At 60.9% G+C, this 23244-nt stretch carries 25 protein-coding genes; 12 read left to right on the top strand and 13 right to left on the bottom strand.

Annotated elements, in window-relative coordinates; genetic code table 11:
• Positions 1-7: 7 nt before the first annotated feature.
• Positions 8-409: a DUF779 domain-containing protein gene (locus tag MRBLSP13_RS10785; RefSeq protein WP_414714708.1), complete on the bottom strand. Its 402-nt coding sequence runs from the start codon at positions 407-409 to the stop codon at positions 8-10.
• A gap of 130 nt (positions 410-539) precedes the next feature.
• Positions 540-2060, bottom strand: a complete 1521-nt coding sequence (gene adh, locus MRBLSP13_RS10780; RefSeq protein ID WP_363736674.1) for an aldehyde dehydrogenase — start codon at positions 2058-2060, stop codon at positions 540-542.
• Between the two features lie 139 nt (positions 2061-2199).
• On the opposite strand from adh, the gene MRBLSP13_RS10775 reads away from it, so the two are divergent.
• The 3 genes from MRBLSP13_RS10775 (at position 2200) to MRBLSP13_RS10765 (ending at position 5074) form a co-directional block, all read left to right on the top strand.
• Complete coding sequence (locus MRBLSP13_RS10775; RefSeq protein WP_363736676.1) at positions 2200-2403, top strand: type II toxin-antitoxin system ParD family antitoxin; 204 nt, start codon at positions 2200-2202, stop codon at positions 2401-2403.
• 449 nt (positions 2404-2852) lie between these two features.
• Positions 2853-4058, top strand: coding sequence for a TonB-dependent receptor (locus tag MRBLSP13_RS10770; protein ID WP_363754452.1), 1206 nt, complete (start codon positions 2853-2855; stop codon positions 4056-4058).
• Entirely contained in the window at positions 4055-5074 is a 1020-nt protein-coding gene (locus MRBLSP13_RS10765) for an oxidoreductase (RefSeq protein WP_363754449.1), read from the top strand. The genes MRBLSP13_RS10770 and MRBLSP13_RS10765 overlap by 4 nt, the downstream gene beginning before the upstream one ends.
• A 641-nt stretch (positions 5075-5715) precedes the next feature.
• On the opposite strand, the gene MRBLSP13_RS10760 is transcribed toward MRBLSP13_RS10765, so the two are convergent.
• Entirely contained in the window at positions 5716-6108 is a 393-nt protein-coding gene (locus tag MRBLSP13_RS10760) for an ArsR/SmtB family transcription factor (protein ID WP_363736679.1), read from the bottom strand.
• Positions 6105-6728 (bottom strand): peroxiredoxin, encoded by a 624-nt coding sequence (locus MRBLSP13_RS10755; RefSeq protein WP_363736680.1) that lies wholly within the window; start codon positions 6726-6728, stop codon positions 6105-6107. The genes MRBLSP13_RS10760 and MRBLSP13_RS10755 overlap by 4 nt, the downstream gene beginning before the upstream one ends.
• 87 nt (positions 6729-6815) lie before the next feature.
• Between MRBLSP13_RS10755 and MRBLSP13_RS10750 the strand changes: the two genes are divergently transcribed.
• From MRBLSP13_RS10750 to MRBLSP13_RS10715, 8 genes are read left to right on the top strand one after another with little or no spacing between them, the layout of a single operon-like run.
• Positions 6816-7733: an MBL fold metallo-hydrolase gene (locus MRBLSP13_RS10750; RefSeq protein ID WP_363736681.1), complete on the top strand. Its 918-nt coding sequence runs from the start codon at positions 6816-6818 to the stop codon at positions 7731-7733.
• Positions 7730-8173: a YeeE/YedE family protein gene (locus tag MRBLSP13_RS10745; RefSeq protein WP_363736682.1), complete on the top strand. Its 444-nt coding sequence runs from the start codon at positions 7730-7732 to the stop codon at positions 8171-8173. Before MRBLSP13_RS10750 ends, MRBLSP13_RS10745 begins: the two co-directional genes overlap by 4 nt.
• Entirely contained in the window at positions 8170-8577 is a 408-nt protein-coding gene (locus tag MRBLSP13_RS10740; RefSeq protein ID WP_363754447.1) for a DUF6691 family protein, read from the top strand. Before MRBLSP13_RS10745 ends, MRBLSP13_RS10740 begins: the two co-directional genes overlap by 4 nt.
• A 41-nt stretch (positions 8578-8618) precedes the next feature.
• Positions 8619-10202: a TIGR01244 family sulfur transferase gene (locus tag MRBLSP13_RS10735; RefSeq protein WP_363754444.1), complete on the top strand. Its 1584-nt coding sequence runs from the start codon at positions 8619-8621 to the stop codon at positions 10200-10202.
• 3 nt (positions 10203-10205) lie between these two features.
• Positions 10206-10991: a sulfite exporter TauE/SafE family protein gene (locus MRBLSP13_RS10730; protein ID WP_363754442.1), complete on the top strand. Its 786-nt coding sequence runs from the start codon at positions 10206-10208 to the stop codon at positions 10989-10991.
• Between the two features lie 12 nt (positions 10992-11003).
• Positions 11004-12398, top strand: coding sequence for a cytochrome ubiquinol oxidase subunit I (locus tag MRBLSP13_RS10725; RefSeq protein ID WP_363754440.1), 1395 nt, complete (start codon positions 11004-11006; stop codon positions 12396-12398).
• On the top strand, positions 12395-13393 hold the full coding sequence (gene cydB / locus MRBLSP13_RS10720; RefSeq protein ID WP_363754438.1) for a cytochrome d ubiquinol oxidase subunit II: 999 nt from the start codon (positions 12395-12397) through the stop codon (positions 13391-13393). Before MRBLSP13_RS10725 ends, cydB begins: the two co-directional genes overlap by 4 nt.
• Complete coding sequence (locus MRBLSP13_RS10715) at positions 13393-13497, top strand: DUF2474 family protein (protein ID WP_363736689.1); 105 nt, start codon at positions 13393-13395, stop codon at positions 13495-13497. The genes cydB and MRBLSP13_RS10715 overlap by 1 nt, the downstream gene beginning before the upstream one ends.
• A 368-nt stretch (positions 13498-13865) precedes the next feature.
• Here MRBLSP13_RS10715 and MRBLSP13_RS10710 read toward each other — a convergent pair whose 3' ends face one another.
• The 7 genes from MRBLSP13_RS10710 to MRBLSP13_RS10680 all read right to left on the bottom strand — a co-directional run bounded on the left by MRBLSP13_RS10710 (position 13866) and on the right by MRBLSP13_RS10680 (position 20825).
• A complete protein-coding gene (locus MRBLSP13_RS10710; protein ID WP_363754436.1) occupies positions 13866-14429 on the bottom strand; it encodes a mechanosensitive ion channel domain-containing protein in 564 nt (187 codons plus the stop codon).
• Positions 14429-15103: an FABP family protein gene (locus tag MRBLSP13_RS10705; RefSeq protein ID WP_363754434.1), complete on the bottom strand. Its 675-nt coding sequence runs from the start codon at positions 15101-15103 to the stop codon at positions 14429-14431. Before MRBLSP13_RS10705 ends, MRBLSP13_RS10710 begins: the two co-directional genes overlap by 1 nt.
• A 67-nt stretch (positions 15104-15170) precedes the next feature.
• A complete protein-coding gene (locus MRBLSP13_RS10700; RefSeq protein ID WP_363754432.1) occupies positions 15171-16592 on the bottom strand; it encodes a phospholipase D-like domain-containing protein in 1422 nt (473 codons plus the stop codon).
• A 19-nt stretch (positions 16593-16611) separates the two neighbouring features.
• Positions 16612-17529: a molybdopterin-dependent oxidoreductase gene (locus MRBLSP13_RS10695; protein WP_363754429.1), complete on the bottom strand. Its 918-nt coding sequence runs from the start codon at positions 17527-17529 to the stop codon at positions 16612-16614.
• 902 nt (positions 17530-18431) lie between these two features.
• Positions 18432-18737 (bottom strand): alkylphosphonate utilization protein, encoded by a 306-nt coding sequence (locus MRBLSP13_RS10690; RefSeq protein WP_363754427.1) that lies wholly within the window; start codon positions 18735-18737, stop codon positions 18432-18434.
• Positions 18738-18846: 109 nt separating this feature from the next.
• On the bottom strand, positions 18847-20505 hold the full coding sequence (locus MRBLSP13_RS10685; RefSeq protein WP_363754424.1) for a SulP family inorganic anion transporter: 1659 nt from the start codon (positions 20503-20505) through the stop codon (positions 18847-18849).
• Positions 20505-20825, bottom strand: coding sequence for a helix-turn-helix domain-containing protein (locus tag MRBLSP13_RS10680; protein WP_133655018.1), 321 nt, complete (start codon positions 20823-20825; stop codon positions 20505-20507). Before MRBLSP13_RS10680 ends, MRBLSP13_RS10685 begins: the two co-directional genes overlap by 1 nt.
• Positions 20826-20957: 132 nt before the next feature.
• Between MRBLSP13_RS10680 and MRBLSP13_RS10675 the strand changes: the two genes are divergently transcribed.
• On the top strand, positions 20958-21452 hold the full coding sequence (locus MRBLSP13_RS10675; RefSeq protein ID WP_363754422.1) for a DUF983 domain-containing protein: 495 nt from the start codon (positions 20958-20960) through the stop codon (positions 21450-21452).
• A 298-nt stretch (positions 21453-21750) separates the two neighbouring features.
• Here MRBLSP13_RS10675 and MRBLSP13_RS10670 read toward each other — a convergent pair whose 3' ends face one another.
• Together MRBLSP13_RS10670 and MRBLSP13_RS10665 are read right to left on the bottom strand one after the other, a co-directional pair.
• Entirely contained in the window at positions 21751-22401 is a 651-nt protein-coding gene (locus tag MRBLSP13_RS10670; protein ID WP_363754420.1) for a hypothetical protein, read from the bottom strand.
• A gap of 190 nt (positions 22402-22591) precedes the next feature.
• Positions 22592-23233, bottom strand: a complete 642-nt coding sequence (locus tag MRBLSP13_RS10665) for an IS1595 family transposase (protein WP_363754417.1) — start codon at positions 23231-23233, stop codon at positions 22592-22594.
• Between the last annotated feature and the right edge of the window lie 11 nt (positions 23234-23244).

Here is a 23244-nt window from a genome sequence, read left to right as displayed (position 1 = left end):
TGCCTAATCATCCGCCGCGCAAGGGTTCTCCCGCCGCTTCCAGCGCTGCATTCTCCTCATCGCTGAAGACGCGCGACCGCACGATGAAGCGCACCCCCTCCGGACTTTCCAGCGACATGCCCGCGCCCCGGCCCGGCACCACGTCGATGGTCACCTGGGTATGCCGCCAATATTCGAACTGCGCCGCGCCGATCCACACCGGCACCCCCCCGTCTACCTCGCCCGCCACATGGCCCAGCAGCACGTCCTGCCCCCCGACCCTGAACTCGCCCCGCGGAAAGCACATCGGCGCCGACCCGTCGCAACAGCCGCCGGACTGATGGAACATCAACGGCCCGTGGCGCGCCGTCAGCCGCGCGATCAGCGCCTCGGCGCCGGGCGTGGCCAGGACGCGGGGCGGCAGGTTCATCATGTTCTCCCTTCTCCCTCCCGCCGTCGGGACGAAGACGAAAAGGCGGGCGCCCGGGAGAGGCGCCCGCCGGAACCGAAGGCGTGAAGGGGGAAACAATCCGCCTTCGGCATGCGACCCGCCACGCGCCTCAGAAGAACCCCAGCGCCTTGGTCGAATAGCTGACCAGCAGGTTCTTGGTCTGCTGATAGTGATCCAGCATCATCTTGTGCGTCTCGCGCCCGATGCCCGACTGCTTGTATCCGCCAAAGGCCGCATGCGCCGGATAGGCGTGGTAGCAATTGGTCCACACGCGCCCGGCCTGGATTGCGCGGCCCATGCGATAGGCGGTGTTGCCGTTGCGGCTCCACACCCCCGCGCCCAGGCCGTACAGCGTGTCATTGGCGATGGCGAGCGCCTCCGCCTCGTCCTTGAAGGTCGTGACCGACAGCACCGGACCGAAAATCTCCTCCTGGAAGATGCGCATCCGGTTGTGCCCCTCCAGCACGGTCGGCGTCACATAATAGCCCTGCTCCAGCTCGCCGCCCAGATGCGCCCGCGTACCCCCGGTCAGCACCTTGGCACCCTCATCCTTGCCGATGTCGATATAGGAAAGGATCTTCTCCAGCTGGTCGTTCGACGCCTGCGCCCCGATCATCGTCGCGGGGTCGAGCGGACTGCCCTGCACTATCTTCTGCACGCGGGCGACGGCGCGCTCGATGAACTTCTCGTAGATGCTTTCCTGCACCAGCGCCCGGCTCGGACATGTGCAGACCTCGCCCTGGTTGAGCGCGAACATCGCAAAGCCTTCCAGGCATTTGTCGAAATAGTCGTCGTCCGCCTCCATCACGTCGGCAAAGAAGATATTGGGCGACTTGCCGCCCAGCTCCAGCGTCACCGGGATCAGGTTTTCCGAGGCATATTGCATGATCAGCCGCCCGGTGGTGGTTTCCCCGGTGAAGGCGATCTTCGAAATCCGCTTGCTTGTGGCCAGCGGCTTGCCGGCCTCCACGCCAAATCCGTTGACGACGTTCAGCACGCCTTCGGGGATCAGGTCGCCGACCAGGTCCATCAGCACCATGATCGACATCGGCGTCTGCTCGGCAGGCTTCAGCACCACGCAATTGCCCGCCGCCAGCGCCGGGGCCAGCTTCCACGCCGCCATCAGGATCGGGAAGTTCCAGGGGATGATCTGCCCCACCACGCCCAGCGGCTCATGGAAATGATAGGCGACCGTGTCATGGTCGATCTCCGCGATCGAGCCTTCCTGCGACCGCACGCAGGCCGCGAAATAGCGGAAATGGTCGATGGCGAGCGGAATGTCGGCCGCGGTCGTCTCGCGGATCGGCTTGCCGTTGTCGATCGTCTCGGCCATGGCGAGCAGGTCGAGATTCTCCTCCATCCGCTGCGCGATGCGATTGAGGATGTTGGCCCGCTCGGTCGCCGATCGCTGGCCCCAACCCTCCTTCGCCTTGTGCGCCGCGTCGAGCGCCAGCTCGATATCCTCGGCGGTCGAGCGAGCGATCTTGCACACGCTCTGGCCCGTCACCGGCGAAAGATTGTCGAAATATTCCCCGCGAACCGGCTTCACCCATTGGCCGCCGATGAAATTGTCATAGGTGTCGCGAACCAGCGTCTTCCCCGCGAACCGCGCCATTGCCTGCTGTAACATCCATCCTCTCCCGGACTCGTCTGAAAGTTGGGAACAGGATGAACCTTTTGCGGAAAGGGACAATTAGACCTTGGGTCGGGACTGGTGAATTTAACAAGAATTGGCGGTCCTTGGCATATTCTGGACAAGGAGTCCGCCCATGGCCACCATGAACATTTCCCTTCCCGATCCGATGAAGCAATGGGTCGAGGCGCAGGCCGAAACCGGCCGCTACAGCAATGCGAGCGATTATGTGCGCGACCTGATCCGCCGCGACCAGGTACGCAAGGACAAGATCGCCCGGATGCAGAGCCTCGTGGACGAAGCCCGGTCGTACAAGCCGGCCGGTCGGTTATCCCCGTGACATTTCCATGCGACGCCATATTTCGGCTGTTGCGAAGCTCTCTCAGAGTGAGGCATCACGTTAATTGCCCTACTGCTTGCAGAACCGCAGTGGCCCCGCAAGAATGGGAGTGAGATCCGGCAATTCTGACCTTCAAGGCGGCGGCCCTCAGGGTTCACATTGAACAGAAGGCCGAATGGAAGAACGGGAAGCATCACGACGAGTGGATCCCAGCACAACATCGCTCTGAACCTGCGCGGTGAACTCGGCGGTGCCTTCCTTGCCAGCAACTCGCCGATCTCACTGGCAACAGGTATCGAATATCGCAGCGACAAGGCCAACCAGACATCGGATGCCCTGTCGCAGACGGTCAACAGCTTCACCGGCATCCTTGGCACGCCATCGGCCCAGAACGGCGCCAAGGCGCATTCCGCTTCTTCAATCCGCAGCCGTTCAGCGGCGCGATCAAGGTGGTTGAGGGCTATCTGGAGGTGGGGGTTCCGCTGGTCGAAGGCAAGCCGTTCTTCCATCAGCTCGATCTCAACGGAGCCGTCCGCCACGCGAGGTACAGCGCAGATGGCCGGGTCTACACCTTCGCCAGAGGTGTCTCCACGTCGGCGCCTTCGTCCAGCTCATTCGATGCGACGACCTGGAAGCTTGGCGCCAACTGGGCGCCGGTCGACGACATCCGTTTCCGCCTGACCCGCTCGCGCGACATTCGGGCGCCTTCGATGATCGACCTCTATAACGGCAGCCAGTTCTCGAGTGCCACCATCACCTTCGGCGGAAACACGATTCCACTGTTCCAGCTGACCCGCGGCAACCCGAACCTGACTCCCGAAAAGGCGGATGCTCTTACTGCCGGGGTGGTACTGAAGCCCGGCTTCCTTCCCGGCTTCCAGGCATCGATCGACTACTACAAGATCGACGTGAACAACGCGATTGCCGGGTTGCTGGCCCAGCAGCAGGTCAATCTCTACGCGGCCGGTGATCAGACCTTCTGCGCCTTGCAGAGCCTGTCAAACGGTGCGCTCACGGTCATCACGCCGCCGTTCAACCTCAATCCGCAGCGGGTCAAAGGCTGGGACATCGAAGCGCAATATCGCACAAATCTGGGATCGGGCCAGTTAGCCCTGCGCGGCTTTGTCAACATCAACAGCGCCGATTACATCCGTCCCGCCGTGGGGTCCGTGATCAACCAGCGCGGCGCTGCGACCAATCCGCGCTGGCGCGGGATCTTCCAGATCAACTACAATTCGGACAGCTTCGGCGTGTTCCTGCAGGAACGGATCATCGGCAAATCGCTGATCGATGCCAACCTGGTCGAAGGGATCGGCATTCCCGAGAACGATATCCCGGCTGTGGCCTATACCGACGTGACCCTCACGACGAAGGTCATGGAGCGCTTCGAGGCCTTCCTCACCATCAGTAACCTGTTCGACAAGGATCCGCCGCCCTCGCCGAAGCCAACGACGACCTTCTCAATCCCCTATTCGGGCGCCTATGACACGATTGGCCAGGCGTTCACGTCGGGGTTCGCGTCAAGATGTAGAAACCCTGCCGGGGAGCACCTATGCCCGCAGTCGGGGAACTTCCCTGGCTGCGGGTTTCTTATTCCGGGGATCGAGTGCCGATCATATTGTGGGAGGGCGTGCTTGTGGTTCATCCAGTCGTGAGGGTCGCTCTGGTCGGCTATGGCTATGCCGGCAGGACGTTTCACGCGCCCTTGATTGCGGCCACGCCGGGGATCGAACTCGCCGCGGTGGTCTCCACAAGCCCCGCCAAGGTCCACACGGATCTTCCCGCGGCAAGAGTGTTCGAGGGGCTTGATCAAGCTCTGGCCGATCCTGACATCGATCTGGTCGTGATCGCCACTCCCGACCCGCTCCACGTGCCGCAAGCCCATGCCGCTCTCGATGCCAACAAACATGTCGTGATCGACAAACCTTTTGCTCTCACACTCGAAGACGCGCGGAGCGTTGCCGAACATTCACGGCAGGCCAATCGGCTCCTGTCGGTGTTCCACAATCGTCGCTGGGACAGCGATTTTCTCACTCTGAGATCGCTGATTGCGTCAGGCAGGCTGGGTGAAATCATGCAGTTCGAAAGCCATTTCGACCGCTTTCGTCCCGAACTCCGCGACCGGTGGCGCGAACGACCCGGCGCAGGCATCTTCAACGATCTTGGCCCACATCTGATCGATCAGGCCTTGTTACTATTTGGTATGCCAGCAGCAGTCTACGCCGATCTGGGGATCCAGAAATACGGAGGTCTGGCCGATGACTATTTCCACATCCTGCTGCGTTATCCGCGCCTTCGTGTTGTCTTGCATGCCAGCCAGCTGACACTCGACAACAGCTTGCGCATGGCCGTCCATGGCACATCGGGAAGTTTCATCAAGCGCGGCATGGATCCCCAAGAGCAGCAATTAAAGGCAGGGGGCAACCCATCATACCCCGAATTTGGCGTGGACCGGGAACCATGCACGCTTTTTGAAGTGGCGGAATGTGAACAGGGCGGGATGCCCGTCGCATCAATTCCGGGAGACTATCGACAGTTCTATGCAGCAATCAGAGACGCAATCGCGATGGGAGGACCTGGTCCTGTCCCAGTTGAGGAGGCCCTCAATGTCATGCAGGTCATGGCGGCGGCGAAGCAGAGCCATCGTGGCAGACACGAAGTTTCTATCTGAGCAAGATGATGAAGGTGCCAGCGATTGAGCGAAAGCTTAGGCTCGTTATCCAAACTCAAGTGGTATCGTGAATTATGAGGCAGGTTGGGGCATGCTGGCCCGCAACGCAAGAAGATGTCTGAAGTCATGTAATTTCAGAAAATGGTTTGCGCCTTCCCGTTCCTCAAACGACACCGATGTGGCCAAACGGTAGATGTCGGCTCTCGGTACAACGCGACGCTTAGCGACGTGGGCGGGAACGAGGGCTTTGTTCCAAAGCAAACCGGTAGGGGGCTCGGCGCGGACGCGGACCCAACATGCGCCGTTCCGGTCCGGGTGCGAATATGTCAGTTCACAGCAATCGTGCCGCTCCGGCTGGTGCAAGACCGCCCGGCCTAATCGCTGCGCCGATGATCGGCACGATATACGCCGTATCCCTCTGAAGCCTGACGGTGTGTCCGTTTCGATAATCCCTGGCTCCTGCACCGACTGCCGATGTGATTTTTGCGGAGTCAGCAGAGTCAAGAGTCAGGCGCCTGGGCGCTAGAGCGGGTTTCGATCTGATTGAATCGGATCGCCGCCCTGGATTCCTTGTTTTCCGCGATTTCTTAACCAGCAATCGGTTCCGATCGCTTGGAAATCGTTCTAGCGACAGAAAGTTTTCAATCCAAAATTTGAGCGAAACCAGCGACACCGCCCGACAGCGGCTGGCCGCGGGCCGGCTTCGCAGCGCCGCGAACATCGTCTATTTTGCCTATGCCTCCGAAAATCGCTTCCATTGTGCGGACACATAGGGCGACATCCTCGTCAGCAAGCGCATACCACACCAATTTAGCTTCCTTGCGCGTTTGAACGAGGTTGGCGCGGCGCAACTCGCCCAGCTGCTGGCTGAGCGCGGGTTGCGCGATGTCGGTCGCTTCGCCAATTTCCGAGACGTTGCGTTCCCCGCGCAACAGGCACGACAGAATCATAAGGCGCTGCGGTTGAGCAAAGACCTTCAGCTTTTCAGCAGCGATGGTCGCAGTGTCGCGGTCTTCGTAAAATGCCGCTTTCATGGCGCGTCCACAAAACGGCAAAACCAGTCCTGACGATCTCCGGAGACGTCGGAGGGTGCTGAGAGCAGCGGCTGTCCATCCCGCCATCCTTCAGGCGCCAGCGTGTCGGCTCCTTCCACCGCCTTCAATGCCTTGAGCAGCCGCAGCATCTCGTCCACCGAACGCCCCACATTGTGGGGATAGCAAGTGATCGCTCTAATGACTCCTTCCGGGTCGATGAAGAATGTCGATCGCATCGCCATGCTGTCGGCCGATTGTTCATCGATCATGCCATAGGCACGCCCGATCGCCATGCTCGGATCCTCTATGATGGGAAATCGGACATCGGCTCCCAGCGTCTCGCGGATCGCCCTGACCCACGCCATGTGCGCGTAAAGGCTGTCGACAGACAGCCCCAATAGCGAGGTTTCGAGCGCATCGAACTCCAACTGGCGCCGGGCGAGCTCGGCAAATTCCGTGCTGCAGACAGGCGTGAAATCCGCGGGATGAGAGAAGAAGATCACCCATCGTCCGCGCAGCTTGGAGAGCTGGATTTCGCCGGTTGTCGAGCGCGCGCGGAAATCGGGCGCGGGTTCTCCGATACGCGGGGGCCTGCCCTCGATCCTTTGACTGGTTTCCATAGTGCTTCCTTCGACACTCTAGTTTCTTGACGCAACAGAATTATTCGATTACACAATATATGTAAATGTGAATTTATGAGGTTTTCCGTGATCGACTCCTCACTTGAAGCTGCATCGTTGCAAATCTCGGCCGCGCAGACTGGCGTCCCGCAGATCAAGGCATTCTTCGACGAACCGACGTTCACGGTGACTTACGTCGTTCACGATGCCGAAAGCCGACGCGCCGCGATCATCGACAGCGTGCTGGACTATGATCCGGCTTCGGGTCGGACATCCTTCTGCGCGGCAGATGCAGTTCTCGATTATGTTGGGGAGAAGGGACTGCTGGTCGACTGGCACCTGGAGACCCACGCCCATGCCGATCACTTGTCGGCAGCGCCCTATCTGCAGGAGAAGCTGGGCGGGAAGATCGCCATCGGCGAGCATATCGTCACCGTGCAGGAAGCCTTTGGCAAGCTGTTCAATGCCGGCACGGACTTCGAGCGCGACGGCTCCGATTTCGATCATCTGTGGAAGGATGGCGACCACTTCCGCATTGGCAATCTCGACGTCACCGTGCTCCATGTGCCGGGCCACACGCCGGCTTGCATTGCCTATGTGATCGGTGACGCCGTCTTTGTCGGCGATACCATGTTCATGCCGGACTATGGCACGGCCCGCGCCGATTTTCCCGGCGGGGATGCCCGTACCCTTTACCAGTCTGCCAAACGGCTCCTGTCGTTGCCGCCGGAAACCCGGCTGTTCATGTGCCACGACTATCTGCCCGAAGGACGTACGGACTATGTGTGGGAAACCACGGTCGAGGCGGAACGCAGTTCCAACGTCCATATTCACGACGGCGTGAGCGAAGACGAATTCGTCGCGATGCGCGAGGCCCGCGACAAGACGCTCGCGATGCCGCGCCTGATCCTGCCCTCGGTCCAGGTCAACATGCGCGCCGGGCACCTGCCGCCGCCTGAGGACAACGGCATCACCTACCTCAAGATCCCGGTCAACGCGCTATGACCTTGCCCGGCTTTCCCGATGCAATGCCCGTTGCCGGATTTCTGGGCGGCCTGATGATCGGCCTTGCCGCCGCCATCATGTTGCTGGGCCTTGGCCGGATCGCGGGGGTCAGCGGCATGCTGGCCCGCGCGACCGCCATCGCCACCGCTGGGGCGCCGCGTGCGCTTGCCATCGCCTTCGTGGTCGGACTGCCACTGGGCGCGATGCTGGTAACACTGGTTTGCGGTGGTGTTGAAACCCGCTTCGGCGCGGGCATCCTGCAACTCATCGGGGCGGGGTTGCTTGTCGGCCTGGGCACCCGGCTCGGGTCGGGCTGCACCAGTGGCCACGGGGTATGCGGCCTTTCGCGGCTGTCGCCGCGGTCGATAGTGGCAACCTTCACTTTCATGGCCAGCGGCTTTGCAACGGTTGGCGTGATGCGCCTGGGAGGCTGGCTATGAGGCAGGTTGCGCTCGCGCTCGCGTCTGGCCTGCTGTTCGGCGCTGGACTTGCCGTTTCCGGCATGGCCGACCCTGCACGTGTGCGTGCCTTTCTTGACCTCTTCGACGCATGGGATCCCACGCTCGCTTTTGTGATGGCGGGGGCGATGGTTCCGATGGCGATAGCCTGGCTGATCCAGCAACGCATGACGAAGCCCGTCGCGTGCAACGCCTTTGACCTGCCCGGCACCCGCCTGATCGACGGGAAGCTGCTGGCGGGCGCAGCTCTGTTCGGCATCGGCTGGGGCATCGGGGGCCTGTGCCCCGGACCGGCGCTGGCTGACTTGCTGATCGCCCCGTTCGAGGCCGGGATATTCGTGGTCGCCATGCTGGCCGGCATGACCATCCACCGCATCACCACATAATGAGATAACAGCCCCGCGCGGCAGCGGGTGGAGGAGCAATCATGGACATCAAACCGCTGAACACAGACTTCGCCGTATCGCCCCAGCTTACGATCGCCGATATCCCCTCGATTGCAGCCCAGGGGTTCAAGGCCATCATCTGCAACCGGCCCGACGGCGAGGAACCGGGGCAAATTACGGCAGACCAGATCCGCGAGGCTGCCCAGCAAGCGGGCCTGCGCTTCGCCCATGTGCCCGCAGCTTCAGGCGCGATCGCCAACGCCAATGTCGACGCCATGGCGGAGGCGATTGCGGTCCTTCCCAAGCCGATTCTGGCTTTCTGTCGCTCCGGCGCTCGATCGACGAAGCTCTACGAGCTTGCCCAATCGCAGGAGAACTCGGCTTCCTCTCCCAGGATTCACGATGTCGTGATCGTCGGTGGCGGTGCTGCCGGAATTGCAACGGCGTCCAGCCTTCTGAAGCGCAATCCCAAACTTGATATCGCCGTCATCGAGCCGTCGGAGGTGCATTATTACCAGCCGGGCTGGACGATGGTCGGCGCAGGGGTGTTCGACAAGGAATTCACGCGCCGCGCCGAAGCGCGGGTCATGCCCAGGCAGGTCACCTGGATCCGCTCCGCCGCCTCCGGCTTCGCCCCCGACGAGAACAAGGTGATCCTCTGTGACGGTCGCGACGTCGGCTATCGGGTCCTGGTCGCCTGTCCCGGCATCACGCTCGACTGGAATGCCATACCAGGTCTGGCCGAAACGATCGGGAAGAACGGCGTCACCTCCAATTACGGCTACGATCTCGCGCCCTATACCAACCGGCTTGTCAAGGAATTCAAGGGCGGGCGGGCGTTGTTCACCCAGCCTGCGATGCCGATCAAATGTGCCGGCGCGCCGCAAAAGGCCATGTATCTCTCCTGTCATCGCTGGGAAAAGGCCGGGGTCCTGAAGGACATCGACGTGCAGTTCCACACTGCCGGTGCGGTGTTGTTCGGCGTCGCAGCCTATGTCCCTGCGCTCATGGAATATGTCGAGCGTTATGGCGCGCACCTGAATTTCGAATCGAAGCTGGTTGCCATCGATGGCGCGGCGAAGGTCGCCACCTTCGAGCGCAAGGATGGCGATGGCACGCGACGGGTCGATGAACGCTTCGACATGATCCATGTCGTACCGCCCCAGGTCGCTCCGGATTTTGTCCGGTCGAGTCCGCTCGCGGCCGCGTCCGGCTTCATCGAGGTTGACGAGGCGAAGCTTCAGCACCTGCGCTATCCCAACGTGTTCGCACTGGGCGACGCCTGCTCCGCCTCCAACGCCAAGACCGCAGCCGCCGCACGCAAGCAGGCACCGGTCGTCGCGGTAAACGTTCTCGCTGCTCTTGAAGGCAAGGAACCGGTCGCGGACTATGACGGCTATGGTTCCTGCCCGCTGACGGTCGAGGCAGGCAAGATCGTCCTCGCCGAATTCGGCTATGGCGGCAAACTCTTACCCAGCTTCCCCAACTGGCTGATCGACGGGACGCGTCCCTCCCGCCTGTCGTGGTTGCTGAAAGACACGATCCTTCCGCCGGTCTACTGGCACGGCATGCTCAAGGGGCGCGAATGGATGGTCGCGCCGCATGCAATCGGGGCGGCGCACTGAGCCATGCTGGAGCCGATGCAATATGCCCTTGGCGGTCTCTCGGGCGCGCTCGTCGGGTTCGTGCTCGGGCTCGTCGGCGGCGGCGGATCGATCCTCGCCGTGCCCTTGCTGCTCTATCTCGTGGGGATCCGCAATCCGCACGAGGCTATCGGCACCAGCGCTCTGGCGGTCGCGGTCAACGCGCTCGCCGGTCTCTGGAACCATGCCCATGCCCGGACGGTGAACTGGCGGTGCGGCGGGATCTATGCGGCGGCTGGCCTCATCGGCGCGCTCGGCGGCTCGACCCTCGGCAAGAGCATCGACGGACACAGGCTGCTCTTTCTATTCGCTATCCTGATGGTCGTGGTGGCGTTCCTGATGTTCCGCGGACGCGGCGATCAGGGCATAGAAGGCGCGCAATGTAACCGGGAGAACGTTGGCAAGGTGGTTGGCTATGGTCTCGGCACCGGGGCATTTTCCGGCTTTTTCGGAATTGGCGGGGGTTTCCTCATCGTACCGGGCCTGATTGCGTCGACACATATGCCGATCCTGCGTGCTATCGGCACTTCGCTGGTGGCGGTCGCCGCCTTCGGCCTGACCACCGCGCTCAACTATGCTGTTTCTGGCTATGTCCTGTGGGGCCTCGCCAGCGTTTTCATCGCGGGCGGCATCGTCGGAAGCATCATCGGCACACGCACATCCCAAGTGATGGCTGCCGAAAAGGGCCGATTGAACAGCCTGTTCGCGATCTTCGTGCTCATTGTCGCCATCTACATGCTATTCAAGAGCTGGTCCGCACTCGCCAGCTGAACGGGGACATCCATGGACGCCATCATTCTTGCGCGGGCGCAATTCGCCTTTACGGTCAGCTTCCACTTCTTGTTCCCCGCCTTTTCCATCGGGCTGGCAAGCTATCTGGCGGTACTGGAGGCCCTGTGGCTGAAGACCGGTAAGGGCGTTTATGCCAATCTGTTCCGCTATTGGCTCAAGATTTTCGCTGTCGTGTTCGGGATGGGCGTCGTCTCGGGTATCGTCATGTCTTACCAGTTCGGTACGAACTGGTCGGTGTTTTCCGATAAGGCAGGTCCAGTTATCGGGCCGCTGATGGCCTATGAAGTACTGACCGCTTTCTTCCTGGAGGCCGGCTTCCTCGGCGTCATGCTGTTCGGAATCAACAAGGTCGGGCGCAAGCTGCACTTTGTCGCTACGCTAGCCGTGGCGCTGGGGACCTTTATTTCCGCCTTCTGGATCCTGGCGGTCAACAGCTGGATGCAAACGCCGACTGGCTATGAGATCGGCGCCAACGGTCAGTTCCTGCCCGGGACAAGCTGGCTTGCGATCATCTTCAATCCCAGCTTCCCCTATCGCCTGTTCCACACGGTCCTCGCGGCCTATCTGACGACCGCCTTCATCGTCGGCGCGGTGGGTGCCTGGCATCTTCTCAAGGACCGCGCCAATCCGGGCGCGCGCAAGATGTTCTCGATGGCGATGTGGATGGCAGCGATCGTTGCGCCGATCCAGATCTTCGCCGGCGACATGCACGGACTGAATACGCTCGAGCATCAGCCGGTGAAGGTCATGGCAATGGAGGGCCATTACCAGAGTCACCCGCACGGCGCTCCGCTGATCCTGTTCGGCATCCCGAACAGCAAGGAACAGCGGGTCGACTACGCCATCGAGATACCAAAGGCCTCGTCGCTGATCCTCAGGCACGAACTCGACGCGCCCCTGAAGGGTCTCGACACTGTACCGAAAGCCGACCAACCGCCCGTCGGCATCGTCTTCTGGGCCTTTCGCGTCATGGTCGGCATTGGGTTTGCCATGCTCGCAATCGGGCTGTGGAGCCTCATCGCGCGCTGGCGCAAGGCGCTTTACGACTGGCCGATGCTGCATCGGTTCGCGGTCCTGATGGGACCGTCCGGACTTGTCGCCGTGCTGGCCGGCTGGGTGGTAACCGAAGTCGGGCGCCAGCCGTTCACGATCTACGGCTTGCTAAGGACGACACAGAGCGCTTCGCCTCTGGATGCTCCCGCCGTCGCCTCGTCGCTGCTCGCATTTGCGATCGTCTATTTCACCGTCTTCGGCATGGGCATCTGGTATCTCCTGCATCTGATGAAGAAGCCGCCCCAAGCGCATGAAACCCCGCCCGATGACGCACCGATCCGCAGCGCAGGCATCACCCCCGCCCCAGCTATCATCGAGGGAGCTTCGGCATGATCGATCTCACTGTCATCTGGGCTTGCATCATCGGCTTTGCGATCATTGCCTATGTCGTGATGGATGGCTTCGATCTCGGCATTGGCATCCTCTTTCCTCTCTTCAAGGTCGGCCAGGACCGTGACACCGCGATGAATAGCATCGCGCCGGTGTGGGACGGAAACGAGACCTGGCTGGTGATGGGCGTTGGCGGTCTGCTCGCTGCATTCCCGCTAGCCTATGCGATCATCCTGCCAGCGCTTTACGCGCCAATGATCGCGATGCTGCTGGGACTCGTCTTTCGAGGTGTCGCCTTCGAGTTTCGATGGCGCGATCCGGCGCACCGCGCCTTCTGGGACAAGGCGTTCACCACCGGCTCGGTCATTACCACCTTCGCGCAAGGAATTGCGCTTGGCGCGCTTCTTCAGGGTATCACGGTCAAGGGTCGCAGCTATGCCGGCGGCTGGTGGGAATGGTTGTCACCGTTCAGCCTGCTGACCGGCATTAGTCTGCTGGTGGGCTATGCCCTGCTCGGTGCCTGCTGGCTAAATTGGAAAACCGAGGGCGGATTGCAACGGCAGGCGGTGACCTATGCCGGTCGACTGGGCATCGGCCTTCTGAGCATGATCGGCGCAATCAGTCTCGCGACCTTGGGGCTGGAGACAAAATATTATCAGCGTTGGCTGAGCTTCCCCGGCATAGTGGCGACGGCGCAGGTGCCGCTTGCCACAGTGATCGTGACATTGCTCTTCTATCGCAGCCTGCGTCGGAAGCGTGATGCGCAGCCATTCTTTTGGGCGCTTGCCTTGTTCGGGCTTTGCCTCGTCGGCCTTGGCATTTCGATCTGGCCCGACGTAATTCCAGCGCGGGTGACGATCTGGGAAGCGGCCGCGCCTCACCGCAGCCAGATGTTCATGCTGGTGGGGGCCTCGATCATGGTGCCCGTCATCCTGGCCTATACTGCGTGGTCCTATTGGGTGTTTCGCGGCAAGGTAGGGACGGAGGGCTATCATTGATGCCGCTTTGGCTGTGCCGGCTTGGATGGTTCGTCGGAATTTGGGCGACGAGCGTTCTTGCGTTGGCGCTGGTCGGAGGAGTGCTCCGCTTGTGGTTACGCTGAATGGCCCCTCGCCAAGAAGCCGAGATAGCGAACCATGTTCTCGATCTTGCTATGACCGAGAGGGATCTGGACGGCACGAAGGTTCCCGGTCGCCCTATAGATGATCGACGCCTTCGTCCGGCGAAGTGAATGGCGTCCGGCGAAGTGAATGGCGTCCGGCGAAGTGAATGGGCGCCATACTCACTTCGCAGCTTGCCGATGTAAGACGGAGGAGTTTCCTTGAAGCCTGTGCCGACCAGAGCCGGGCGTTCCGGGATAGATGTCCGAATGCCTGCTCCTGACAGACGCCCCCGTTCCCTCATCGTGAATTAGGCGATCGGCCAAGCCCCCCACAACTATTCCGAAAGCTGAGGCGGCGATCACGGCTCTCATGCGCCATCCTTCTCGCTGCGTGGCAGTTTGATCATTGTCTGCTGCGCCATCGTGCCATTGGCTATGATGATCTCGCGGCCATCATCCGTGCGCAGGATGGTGAAACCCAGCGTGATATCCTCGACAACACCGACGTCGAATTGATCCTTATTGGGCGCGACGACCTGCAATCGGTCCCCACGGCGGAATGGCTTGTACAATACAAGGCTAACGCCAGAGACCAGATTGCCCAGCGTCGTCTGGGCGGCGAAGCCGACGATCACCGACATCAGCCCGACCCCGGCGAGCAAGGCGGTGCTGAGACGGTTAAGCGCCGGAACAAGATGGGCGTACAGCGCGCCGATCAGCAGCCATATGATCAGGATTGCCAGGTGGCTGAGAAACGAGATCGTGATCTGGTCGATGCGTTCGGACCGGTCATGCGCGATGAGCGTCGTGAAGGCGCGTTGCACCAGCCAGGAAATGAGGATCGCGGCTCCGATCAGCAGCGCCGCAAGAATCACCGCGCCAAGCCAGGTCCTGGTGTCGAAATAGTGAAACGTCGTCGCGGCTCCCCCCATCAGCCCGGCCCGCCGGCCTTGGCGCGAACGATCCTGAGCCAGGGATTGAGATCCGCCTCGCCCACCTTCTTAAGGCTGCCCGTGTCGCGGTGGGTGAACGGCTCGTTGCGGCCTTTGACCATCAGCATGGTCTCGCTCGTATATGTCCAGGAGCCATCCGCGGCGAAAGCGATATCGAGCATGTAGCTGTCGGTCCGGAACGCCTGCTCCAGAAACTCCGTGGAGCAGATGCCATAATCGGTCTGGCCGCGAACGGCTTTCACCTTCAGCGTCATGTCGTCTTTCCCGGCTTGCCCACATGCGAGCGCGACCTGGCCACGAGGGATAGCCAGTGTCTGCATGATGAGGCCGGTTGCAGGCTCCCACAGCCAATAGCCGATCTGGTCGTGGAAGGTGATGTCCTCTTCGCGCGTGCCGATATGGGTGTGGTAGCGCAGGCCGTAGAGAAGTTGGGGGCCATTCGTCTGGGGATCGATCGGCTGCATCTCGACACGCTCAAAATATTGGCGCTGCTCGGGACCATCCGCTTTCGGATTTAGATCGGTGCCTTTGTCGCCTTCCCATATTCCGGCCAAACGCCTCAGCGGGCCGAGATTGGCGAGGGTATCCGGATCGACATTCTCCGGTTCGGTAAAGATGTCCTTCGGGATCGGCGTGCCAACCATGTGCGTCATACTCCGTGCTTCGACGAACCATACTATCGGGATCCAAATTCCGGGAGAAGCGCTAGCTGACCGGACGTCAAATCAACGGACCGAGCGATGCAAGCGCATTGCGCCAGATGCGGGTGTGCAGAGGGAGGGCTTCTGTCTGACCTCGCGTCACCGGCCGCGCCGAACGACCATATTCCTGCTGGCGCGCCCGCATCGCGGTGGTGAATTCCTTGTCCCGCACCATGATGTCATTTTCGAAATTGAGGTCGAAGCTGCGAGAATCAAGATTGGTCGACCCGAAGAAAGTCAGCTCGCCATCGACGGTCAGGATCTTTGCATGGAGGAGGCCGCCCTCGAACTCCTGGATCCTGACACCCGCATCGAGCAGTCGCGGATAATAGGCTCGGCTCGCCGCGCCGACGAACCAGGAATCATTGCGATGCGGCACGATCAGCGTGATATCCACGCCCGCCATGGCCGCTCCGATGATGGCTTCCGATACGACATCGCCCGGCACGAAATAGGGGGTCGTCATCATGATTTCACGGCGGGCCTCGCCCACGATGCGGGCAAGGAGCTGGGCGGTCACACCCTTGTCCGTCGTCGGACCCGTGCCAACGACCTGAGCCGTGACGCCGGTTTCGACAGGATCGGTGCGGTAGTCCCAGGGGGTCAGGTCGATCGGTCCCTGTTCGAACCAGGATTGCGCGAAGAGGAGGTCCATCTGCCGCGCCACCGGCCCCTCGAACCGGGTCATGACATCGACCCATGGCGCATATCTCGGCTTGGGTGAGAAGGCCGGATCGGCGCAGTTCTGGCTGCCGCAATGGCAGATAGCGCCGTCGATGATCGTGATCTTGCGATGATTGCGAAGATCAGGCCGGCGAACGAGCACCGTCGATAACGGATTGCCGATGGGCAAGGCCGCCATGGTCTCGATGCCCGCTGCGCGCATCGCCTGCCAGACGGTGGATTTAAGGAGCGCGCCCGATCCGATCGCGTCCACTCCGGCGCGCACGCGTACGCCGCGCCGTGCCGCCCGGATCAGCGCTTCGGCGACCGCCCGGCCGGTGCCGTCATCCAGCCAGATATAGTAGAAGACATGGACGAAGCGCCGTGCCGCATCGATATCGGCGATCAGGCGCGCGCGCTGCCCGTCCGGGCTGTCGAGCAACTCCGCGCGGTTGCCATGCGTGACGCCGAACCCGTTGATGGCGCTGGCAAAGCCGCTGGCCGGTCCCTGAGTGACAAGGTCATGCGGCTCGCCGCTGTCCAGCACCATTGGCCGGGTCGCAAGTTCGGCCTCGCGATGAGCGGCGCCTTGCGGGCCATCGAACCGGATTCGACCGAACAGAAAATAGGCCAGCGCACCGAGGACAGGCAGTACGAAGAGAGCCAGCGCCCAGGCGATCCGTGTGGTTGCGTTGATGTCCGGTCGCGCCAATATGTGCAGCAGCGTCGCCGCGACGATCGCGGTGTGGAGCAGCGCGGCAAGGCTTATCAGCGTCATCGGGCCGCCCGAGCCATTCTCACGCCAGCCGGATCTTTACCGGGATCGACTTGATGCTACTATCGGGCAGCGTGGCACGGGCCATGCGGCAGACGATCTCCACTTCGGACAGGCAGTCCGGGCTGGCCGGATCGAGCACGCCGCGCGAGGCGCTGACCTTGGACATGGTGTCCTCGATCGTGGCGAACTGCTCGCCCGCCTCTGTCTCGATGCGCTCGGACCGGGAAATGACCGGCAGGATCAGCGCCTCCTTGCCATGGACCACATGCCTGCGATTGAGCTTGGTCGAAATGCCGACGGTCAGGTCGAGATTGCGCATGGCTTCATAGGTGCGCTCGGTGTCCGGAACGGCGCGCACGAAGTTACCGCCCATGCCGACGAACAGTTTGGCCGTCCCCGCCCTAATCGCCTTGACGGCATCGACGGTGTGATGGCCATGCTCGTGCGGCGGATCGAACCCGAACACATCCCGGACGCGATCGAGATATGCGGCGGCAGGCTGCTCATCGATGCCGACGGTGCGATCGCCCTGGACGTTCGAATGACCCCGGATCGGCGCGATCCCGGCGCCGGGCTTGCCGAAGTTGCCGCGCAGGAACAGGAGGTTGCAGACCTGCTGGAGCAACCGCGCGCCTTGCTGGTGCTGGGTCAGCCCCATGCCGTAGCAGATGATCGTCGCGCTGGTCCGGATGTAGATCTCGGCACAACGCCGGATCTGTGCCTCCTCGATGCCGGACACGCGCACGAGATCGGTCATCATGCGGGGAGAATTGGTCCCCATATTCTGGCCGATCACGAAGATCGCTTCGGCCTTGGCCCAATCGGCCATGGTGACCGTGCCTTTGCCGACGCCGATCGAATGCGGGAGGCCCCGACTGGTCGGTTCGTGGCACATGTTCGAACAGTCGGGGAAGTTGTTGGTCCCGAATGCGCGCACGACGCTTTCGCTCCATTCTCACAAAACTCCAGCGTCTGGGTGCAGTCGGGGTCGGGATAGGCGCAGCTCGGGCATTTGAACCCGCCGGGCTGATTCATGGAGAGCAGCGCTTTCGATCCTTTAGTGACCACGCTTTCCTGCATCAGGACTTTTGTCGTAGCAGCAGCCGCACCCCAACCGCCTGCCGGCTTGTCGTAGGGTTCGTAACGAGGCTGGTCATCGGCCATGAGCGCGCTCCAGATGGTGTGCGACTGACAGACTAGGGGATCATGTTCATTCGTCGCAATGAAATCCCGCTCACATGTTATTGGAGCGATAGGATTTGGTCGTACCAGGGATCGACATGGACGATGCTTTGATACTGTCTGAGCGGACCGAAACTTGAAGAATGGGGGTCTCCCAGGCTTGGCTAGCGGCTATCGAGCTAGGGCCCGATCCCGCATTCCGCAGATCTTTGGGAGGAGTTCCCAGCCAATCTCACCCATTACGAGGATGACTGGCGTCAAGGATCGAATTTCGGGTGTCGCCGAGACCCGCCATTCCTGCTCATATCCGCGAACGGCAGGATTGTCCCACGATCCGGCGTTCACCTTCGGCGAAACCGACCCCTTGTAGCCGTTCAACCGCCGATTTTCGTTCCTGCGTCCAGACGGTCCGCTAATTGGGTTCGATTGCGTGCCGGTACTCCCGGCTTATTCACTCACAGCGCTTGGCGAGTTGATGATCCGGCTACAGCATATGTCGCGGCAAGGCTTTGCCGATCGATCGCGCCATCATTGCACCGCGTGTTCCGTCCGCTCCGGCTGCGGCGATCCCGTTCCGGGTCCTTCCCCTATATCGGCGGCGTTGCCAGCACGGTGGGCTTCCTGTTGATGCTCTGTGTCGGACAGTTTGCTTCGTGATCAGGTGCGTTTCCGAACAAACTCCGCTCGCAGCACCAGTCCCTTAATGCCATCATATTTGCAGTCGATTTCCTGTGTGTCGCCGGTAAGTCGGATCGACTTGATAAGTGTGCCACGCCGCAGCGTCTGCCCAGCACCTTTGACTTCCAGATCCTTGATCAATGTGACCTGATCGCCATCGATGAGTATGTTTCCCACGGCATCACGCACCTCGACCCTCTCGGCTTCGGCATGGCGCACTGCCAGTTCCGCTGCTGGCATCCATTCCCCGGTTTCTTCGTCATAGACATAATCTTGGTCGTTCATCTGCTTCTCCTGATAATGGACCGTCGTCACGTTGGGCCTGCGCATTTCGATCGACAGCGCACAAGCCTGCCTCCCGCGTTATGCGCATGAGTTGAAAGTTCCCGGCATGTCAGGCTTCCTCGACGATCTTTGCGGCGGCGATGAGCGCCTCTGCATAGTTCGACGTGTAGAGGAGCTTGCCCGAGGACCGGCCAAGGCGTGCGCGTTTGAGCATGGCGAACGGCTGTGGCCTTATACCGGAGAGGATTACACGCGCGCCGGTAATGCGGGCTTGTTCGACAAATTCCGCCAGCGCCTGCACTCCGCTGGCATCGAGCAGCGGGACCAGGCGCATGCGCAGGATAAGGACTTTGGGCGACGAACCGACCCGCCTCAACGTGTCCAGCAGTTCGCCGGCGACCCCGAAGAAGAACGGCCCGTTGATCCGGAACACCTCGACGCCGCGGGGAAGCGCATCGCGTTGGTGCATGTCCTCTGCATCCAGTTCGGACTCTTGCGCGATCCCCGCGTCAACTTCGACCGCTTCGGCCATGCGCGCCATGAACAACAATGACGCGAGCGCTACGCCGACACCGATTGCGACTGTCAGATCAACCAGCACCGTCAGTCCGAAAGTGAGCAAAAGTACCGCACGATCGCTGTTCGGCATACGCAGAAGGGCCACGAAACGTTTGTACTCACTCATGCCCCAGGCGACCATGAATAGGATTGCAGCGAGCGCCGCCATCGGCACATAGGCCATCAGGTCGCTGGCGAAGAGGATGAACAGGAGCAGAAAAGCCGCATGCATCATTCCCGCAACAGGCGTCTTTGCTCCAGAACGGATGTTGGTCGCCGTGCGTGCGATGGCACCGGTCGCCGGCAGGCCGCCGAAGAGTGCCGACCCCAAATTCGCCACGCCCTGGCCGATCAGCTCCTGATCGGAGCGATGGCGTGTTCCGGCCATTCCATCGGCGACAACTGCGGAGAGCAGGGCTTCTATCCCAGCGAGGAAGGCGATCGTGAACGCGGAAGGGAGAACTGCGGCGACCTTGGCCAGGGAGAATTCCGGCAACGACGGCATCGGCAAACCGGCCGACATATCCGGGAAGCGCGACCCGATCGTGTCGACCGGCAGTTTGAGCAGGGCAACTGCGAGCGAACTCGCCACCACAGCGATCAAGAAGCCGGGCCATTTCGGCGCAAGCTTGCGCAGCATGACGATAACGCTAAGCGTGCCCACGCCGATGCCAAGCGTGACCCAATTGACGGTGGCGATCGCGCCAAAATAGGCCTGCCACCTCGGAATGAATTCAGCAGGGACATGCTCGATCGAGAGGCCGAGAAAATCCTTCACCTGGCTCGACCCGATGATCACCGCGATGCCAGCGGTAAAGCCGGTCACAACCGGGTGCGGGATATATTTGATCATCCGCCCCAGGCGAAGGGCGCCGGCGGCGATGAGGATCAGCCCGGCCAACAGCGTGGCCACCAGAAGTCCATCATAGCCGTGCTGGGCGATGACGTTGAAGATCACGACCACGAAGGCGCCGGTCGGTCCGCCGATCTGGACGCGCGATCCGCCAAGCGCCGAGATCAGGAAGCCCGCGATCACAGCGGTCACCAATCCCTTGTCGGGCGTCGCTCCACTGGCAATGCCGAGCGCCATCGCGAGCGGGAGCGCAACAATGGCCACAGTCAATCCTGCTATGGCATCTGCCCGGAAGCTCGCGACCGAATAGCCTTCGCGCAGCGTTGTGAGGAGTTTGGGCGTATAGGAGGCTGCCATCACCTGTCGGCTTCCTCAGCCGGTATCTTGTCGTACAGCATGGAGGACGACGACCGCCTGACGCCGCCACTGGCAGGTTCACGAAGGCGGACCCCGCGCCCGACGCCTGTGCTCGGCGCGTTCTCGCCCAACAGCTCAATACCGGCGCTCTCCAGCGCCATGATCACTTTAACCAGAGTCTCGACCACGCCCCGCACCTGGCCTTCGGACGCCTCCATCCGTTGGATCGTAGGGAGAGACAATCCCGCCAATTCGGCCAACTGACGCTGGTCCAAGCCGAGAAGAGCGCGTGCGGCCCGCATTTGCTGCGACGTGATCATATTTGCCTCATGATGTTTAATACATCAAATATCATTGTTAACAATTAATAGTAATATTGTATATATGGCTTGTGCAATCCAAGCGATCAAACTTTCCTGAACGATTCCCGGAAACCGCGGCCGTGATGATCAATGCCTGATTTCATGGTGTCGCCCTTCGACAATATGGGAGTCGATCCCGATCGGGTGAGTACGTCCGAGCCCGTGCTGACTGAGGCACTGGCGCTGCCCGTCACGGGTTGGGAAGCAACGATGCGCGGACTGCGTGGCCGATGTCCTCGATGTGGGGATGAGAAGCTATTCTCTCGATTCCTCAAGCCCGTTCCGCATTGCGCCCGTTGCGGACAGGACTGGTCGCATCAACAGACGGACGACTTCCCGGCCTATGTCTCGATCTTCCTGACTGGGCATCTGTTGGCGCCAGTGATCATCGCACTGGTGCACGATGCGCAGCTATCCGTGCCCATGCTCCTTGCGATCATCATGCCGCTATCGCTGACCCTGATGATCGGGCTGCTCCAGCCCGCCAAAGGCGGCATCATGGCCCTCCAGTGGTGGCTTGGCATACACGGGTTTCAAAGGGAGCGGCCGGAGACGACCGAAGCCGACGTCGAAATCCCTCAATGATGGTATGTCTGTTGATGACCTCGACAGGCAGTGCCTTGAACTGGATTATCGACGCAACGCGTGTCCCGAAATCGTCATAGGCGACCGGGAAACCGCCAAGCGACTCGCGGAGACCATAAGGGGAATGGAGAACAATTATGCCATTCGCCCCACTTGCCATAGCCAATAGGTTCCTAGCGGAACATGGGGCAATTATATACTTTACTTAGCGAGTATGAGATGCCAGATTCGACAGGACAGGCCGGCGCTCTTTTTCAGGATAAGCCAGAGATCACCGCTGAGATGATTAAGGTGGGGGTCAATGCGTATTGGGAATGGGAAGGCTCTGAAAGCTGCCTTGTGGCTGATCTTGTAAAAGCCATTTATCTTCGATTACGAGTTCTGGATGGGTCAGCGCAGCGCCGATCTTAACGGCTGATACCATAAGCGCGCCACCAAGGTGGGCAATATCGTGCCATAACTCTGTGAGGACATCTTCTTGTATCGCAATCGATACGTCACGACCGTTGTGTGTGCCGTGCGCGATGAATTGGATGTTATCGTCGGGATTCCCACTTTCGGGCGCAGCCATCTGATAAAAACCATGCGCGACCACATTCCGCTTCCAATGTAAGCTGGCAGCAGTCCCGCAAATTTTATCAAATTCACCGGCGAATTGCGGTTGATGGGTCCGGCTCAGATACTCCCGCATGAGTTCTCTAAACAGCGTTTTCCGTTTCTTGAAAGGTAACCTCTGCCAGCGCTCATCTGGTTCTCGCTGGAGAGCGGTAGAGGTGCCCTGAACCAGGGCATCCATTCTCAATTCAAATGCACCCCATTGTACTACAATACGGCCAATCAATTCCGTTAGGACGCTTGGGATTGGTATTAGCAGCGTTGCCAGCCCATCTCTCAGGTAAGGAACTGCTAGATTGCTCGCAAAGGAGCCGGATGTTACCTTATCCACCATGACGAACGCCGATCAGAAACAACATGACACCTACTCCGAAGCGGAGACGGTGGCCCGTCGAGAGGCGGCGCTCAAAAACATGCTCGCAACCCCCCACAAGCCTCACAGGGCTAGCCGGAAGAAGCGAGTCGAGTCTCAGGAAAAGTAACGCTTCCTTTTCGCCCCGATCTGGCCGGCGATGCGGGCCGTCTTAGGCGGCGAGCTTATCAATCCGCCGATAGGTAAGGCGACGACCTTCGCCGCCCTTGAGGATAATCGCAGCGCGCTCGCCATCCGTCATGTCGCGGGTGTTGTAGCGGAGATCAAACTCAGCCGTGTAGCGGCCAAGATGTGCTTCGCTCATGTGATGATAGGTGCCGATTACGCCACGCTTGAAAATAGAAAAGAAGTTTTCGGCGGTGTTGCTGTGCTTGAAGCCGCCCGTGGCCACATATTCCTTGGCGCTATGGTTCACGGCCGAATGACCTGCAAACTCACGGCCTAAGCGGGTGTAGATCGGCGCTTCGTCCGTCATCAGGTGCGAGGCGCGGTCGATGTGTGAGACGATCAGGCCGCGAACGTCCTTGGCGGTCACATTGGCGACATGGAAACTGCGAACATGGCCATCGCGCTCGACCAGAGCCACGACTGCCTTCTTTGCGGCGGGCTTGCGGGTGGCGCGGTTCTTAGCCTTGCCGCCGACATAGGTTTCATCAGCCTCGACAACGGCGTTGGGGCCTCCCAGCGGACCCGTAGGGGCTGCGCCATCCATAGCTTCGCGGATGCGATGGCAGAGGAACCAAGCTGTCTTATAGGTGACGCCCAGCATGCGCTCCATCTGCTTGGCGCTCATGCCCTTCTTCG

The organism is Sphingobium sp. LSP13-1-1.1 (genome assembly GCF_040676415.1).
Lineage (GTDB): Bacteria > Pseudomonadota > Alphaproteobacteria > Sphingomonadales > Sphingomonadaceae > Sphingobium.
Note: the sequence above shows the minus strand (reverse complement) of the source record. Positions and strands in the feature narration are given on the sequence as shown.

What these genes read in the sequence shown, in the direction of transcription:
- MRBLSP13_RS10690 (WP_363754427.1), bottom strand. Translation starts at nt 18,737, where the DNA reads ATGAACGACCAAGATTATGTCTATGACGAAGAAACCGGGGAATGGATG.
- MRBLSP13_RS10730 (WP_363754442.1), top strand. Translation starts at nt 10,206, where the DNA reads ATGCTGGAGCCGATGCAATATGCCCTTGGCGGTCTCTCGGGCGCGCTC.
- MRBLSP13_RS10775 (WP_363736676.1), top strand. Translation starts at nt 2,200, where the DNA reads ATGGCCACCATGAACATTTCCCTTCCCGATCCGATGAAGCAATGGGTC.
- MRBLSP13_RS10710 (WP_363754436.1), bottom strand. Translation starts at nt 14,429, where the DNA reads ATGGGGGGAGCCGCGACGACGTTTCACTATTTCGACACCAGGACCTGG.
- MRBLSP13_RS10725 (WP_363754440.1), top strand. Translation starts at nt 11,004, where the DNA reads ATGGACGCCATCATTCTTGCGCGGGCGCAATTCGCCTTTACGGTCAGC.
- MRBLSP13_RS10680 (WP_133655018.1), bottom strand. Translation starts at nt 20,825, where the DNA reads ATGATCACGTCGCAGCAAATGCGGGCCGCACGCGCTCTTCTCGGCTTG.
- MRBLSP13_RS10755 (WP_363736680.1), bottom strand. Translation starts at nt 6,728, where the DNA reads ATGGAAACCAGTCAAAGGATCGAGGGCAGGCCCCCGCGTATCGGAGAA.
- MRBLSP13_RS10705 (WP_363754434.1), bottom strand. Translation starts at nt 15,103, where the DNA reads ATGACGCACATGGTTGGCACGCCGATCCCGAAGGACATCTTTACCGAA.
- MRBLSP13_RS10740 (WP_363754447.1), top strand. Translation starts at nt 8,170, where the DNA reads ATGAGGCAGGTTGCGCTCGCGCTCGCGTCTGGCCTGCTGTTCGGCGCT.
- adh (WP_363736674.1), bottom strand. Translation starts at nt 2,060, where the DNA reads ATGTTACAGCAGGCAATGGCGCGGTTCGCGGGGAAGACGCTGGTTCGC.
- MRBLSP13_RS10670 (WP_363754420.1), bottom strand. Translation starts at nt 22,401, where the DNA reads ATGGTGGATAAGGTAACATCCGGCTCCTTTGCGAGCAATCTAGCAGTT.
- MRBLSP13_RS10715 (WP_363736689.1), top strand. Translation starts at nt 13,393, where the DNA reads ATGCCGCTTTGGCTGTGCCGGCTTGGATGGTTCGTCGGAATTTGGGCG.
- MRBLSP13_RS10760 (WP_363736679.1), bottom strand. Translation starts at nt 6,108, where the DNA reads ATGAAAGCGGCATTTTACGAAGACCGCGACACTGCGACCATCGCTGCT.
- MRBLSP13_RS10745 (WP_363736682.1), top strand. Translation starts at nt 7,730, where the DNA reads ATGACCTTGCCCGGCTTTCCCGATGCAATGCCCGTTGCCGGATTTCTG.
- MRBLSP13_RS10785 (WP_414714708.1), bottom strand. Translation starts at nt 409, where the DNA reads ATGAACCTGCCGCCCCGCGTCCTGGCCACGCCCGGCGCCGAGGCGCTG.
- MRBLSP13_RS10735 (WP_363754444.1), top strand. Translation starts at nt 8,619, where the DNA reads ATGGACATCAAACCGCTGAACACAGACTTCGCCGTATCGCCCCAGCTT.
- cydB (WP_363754438.1), top strand. Translation starts at nt 12,395, where the DNA reads ATGATCGATCTCACTGTCATCTGGGCTTGCATCATCGGCTTTGCGATC.
- MRBLSP13_RS10665 (WP_363754417.1), bottom strand. Translation starts at nt 23,233, where the DNA reads ATGAGCGCCAAGCAGATGGAGCGCATGCTGGGCGTCACCTATAAGACA.
- MRBLSP13_RS10675 (WP_363754422.1), top strand. Translation starts at nt 20,958, where the DNA reads ATGCCTGATTTCATGGTGTCGCCCTTCGACAATATGGGAGTCGATCCC.
- MRBLSP13_RS10685 (WP_363754424.1), bottom strand. Translation starts at nt 20,505, where the DNA reads ATGGCAGCCTCCTATACGCCCAAACTCCTCACAACGCTGCGCGAAGGC.
- MRBLSP13_RS10700 (WP_363754432.1), bottom strand. Translation starts at nt 16,592, where the DNA reads ATGACGCTGATAAGCCTTGCCGCGCTGCTCCACACCGCGATCGTCGCG.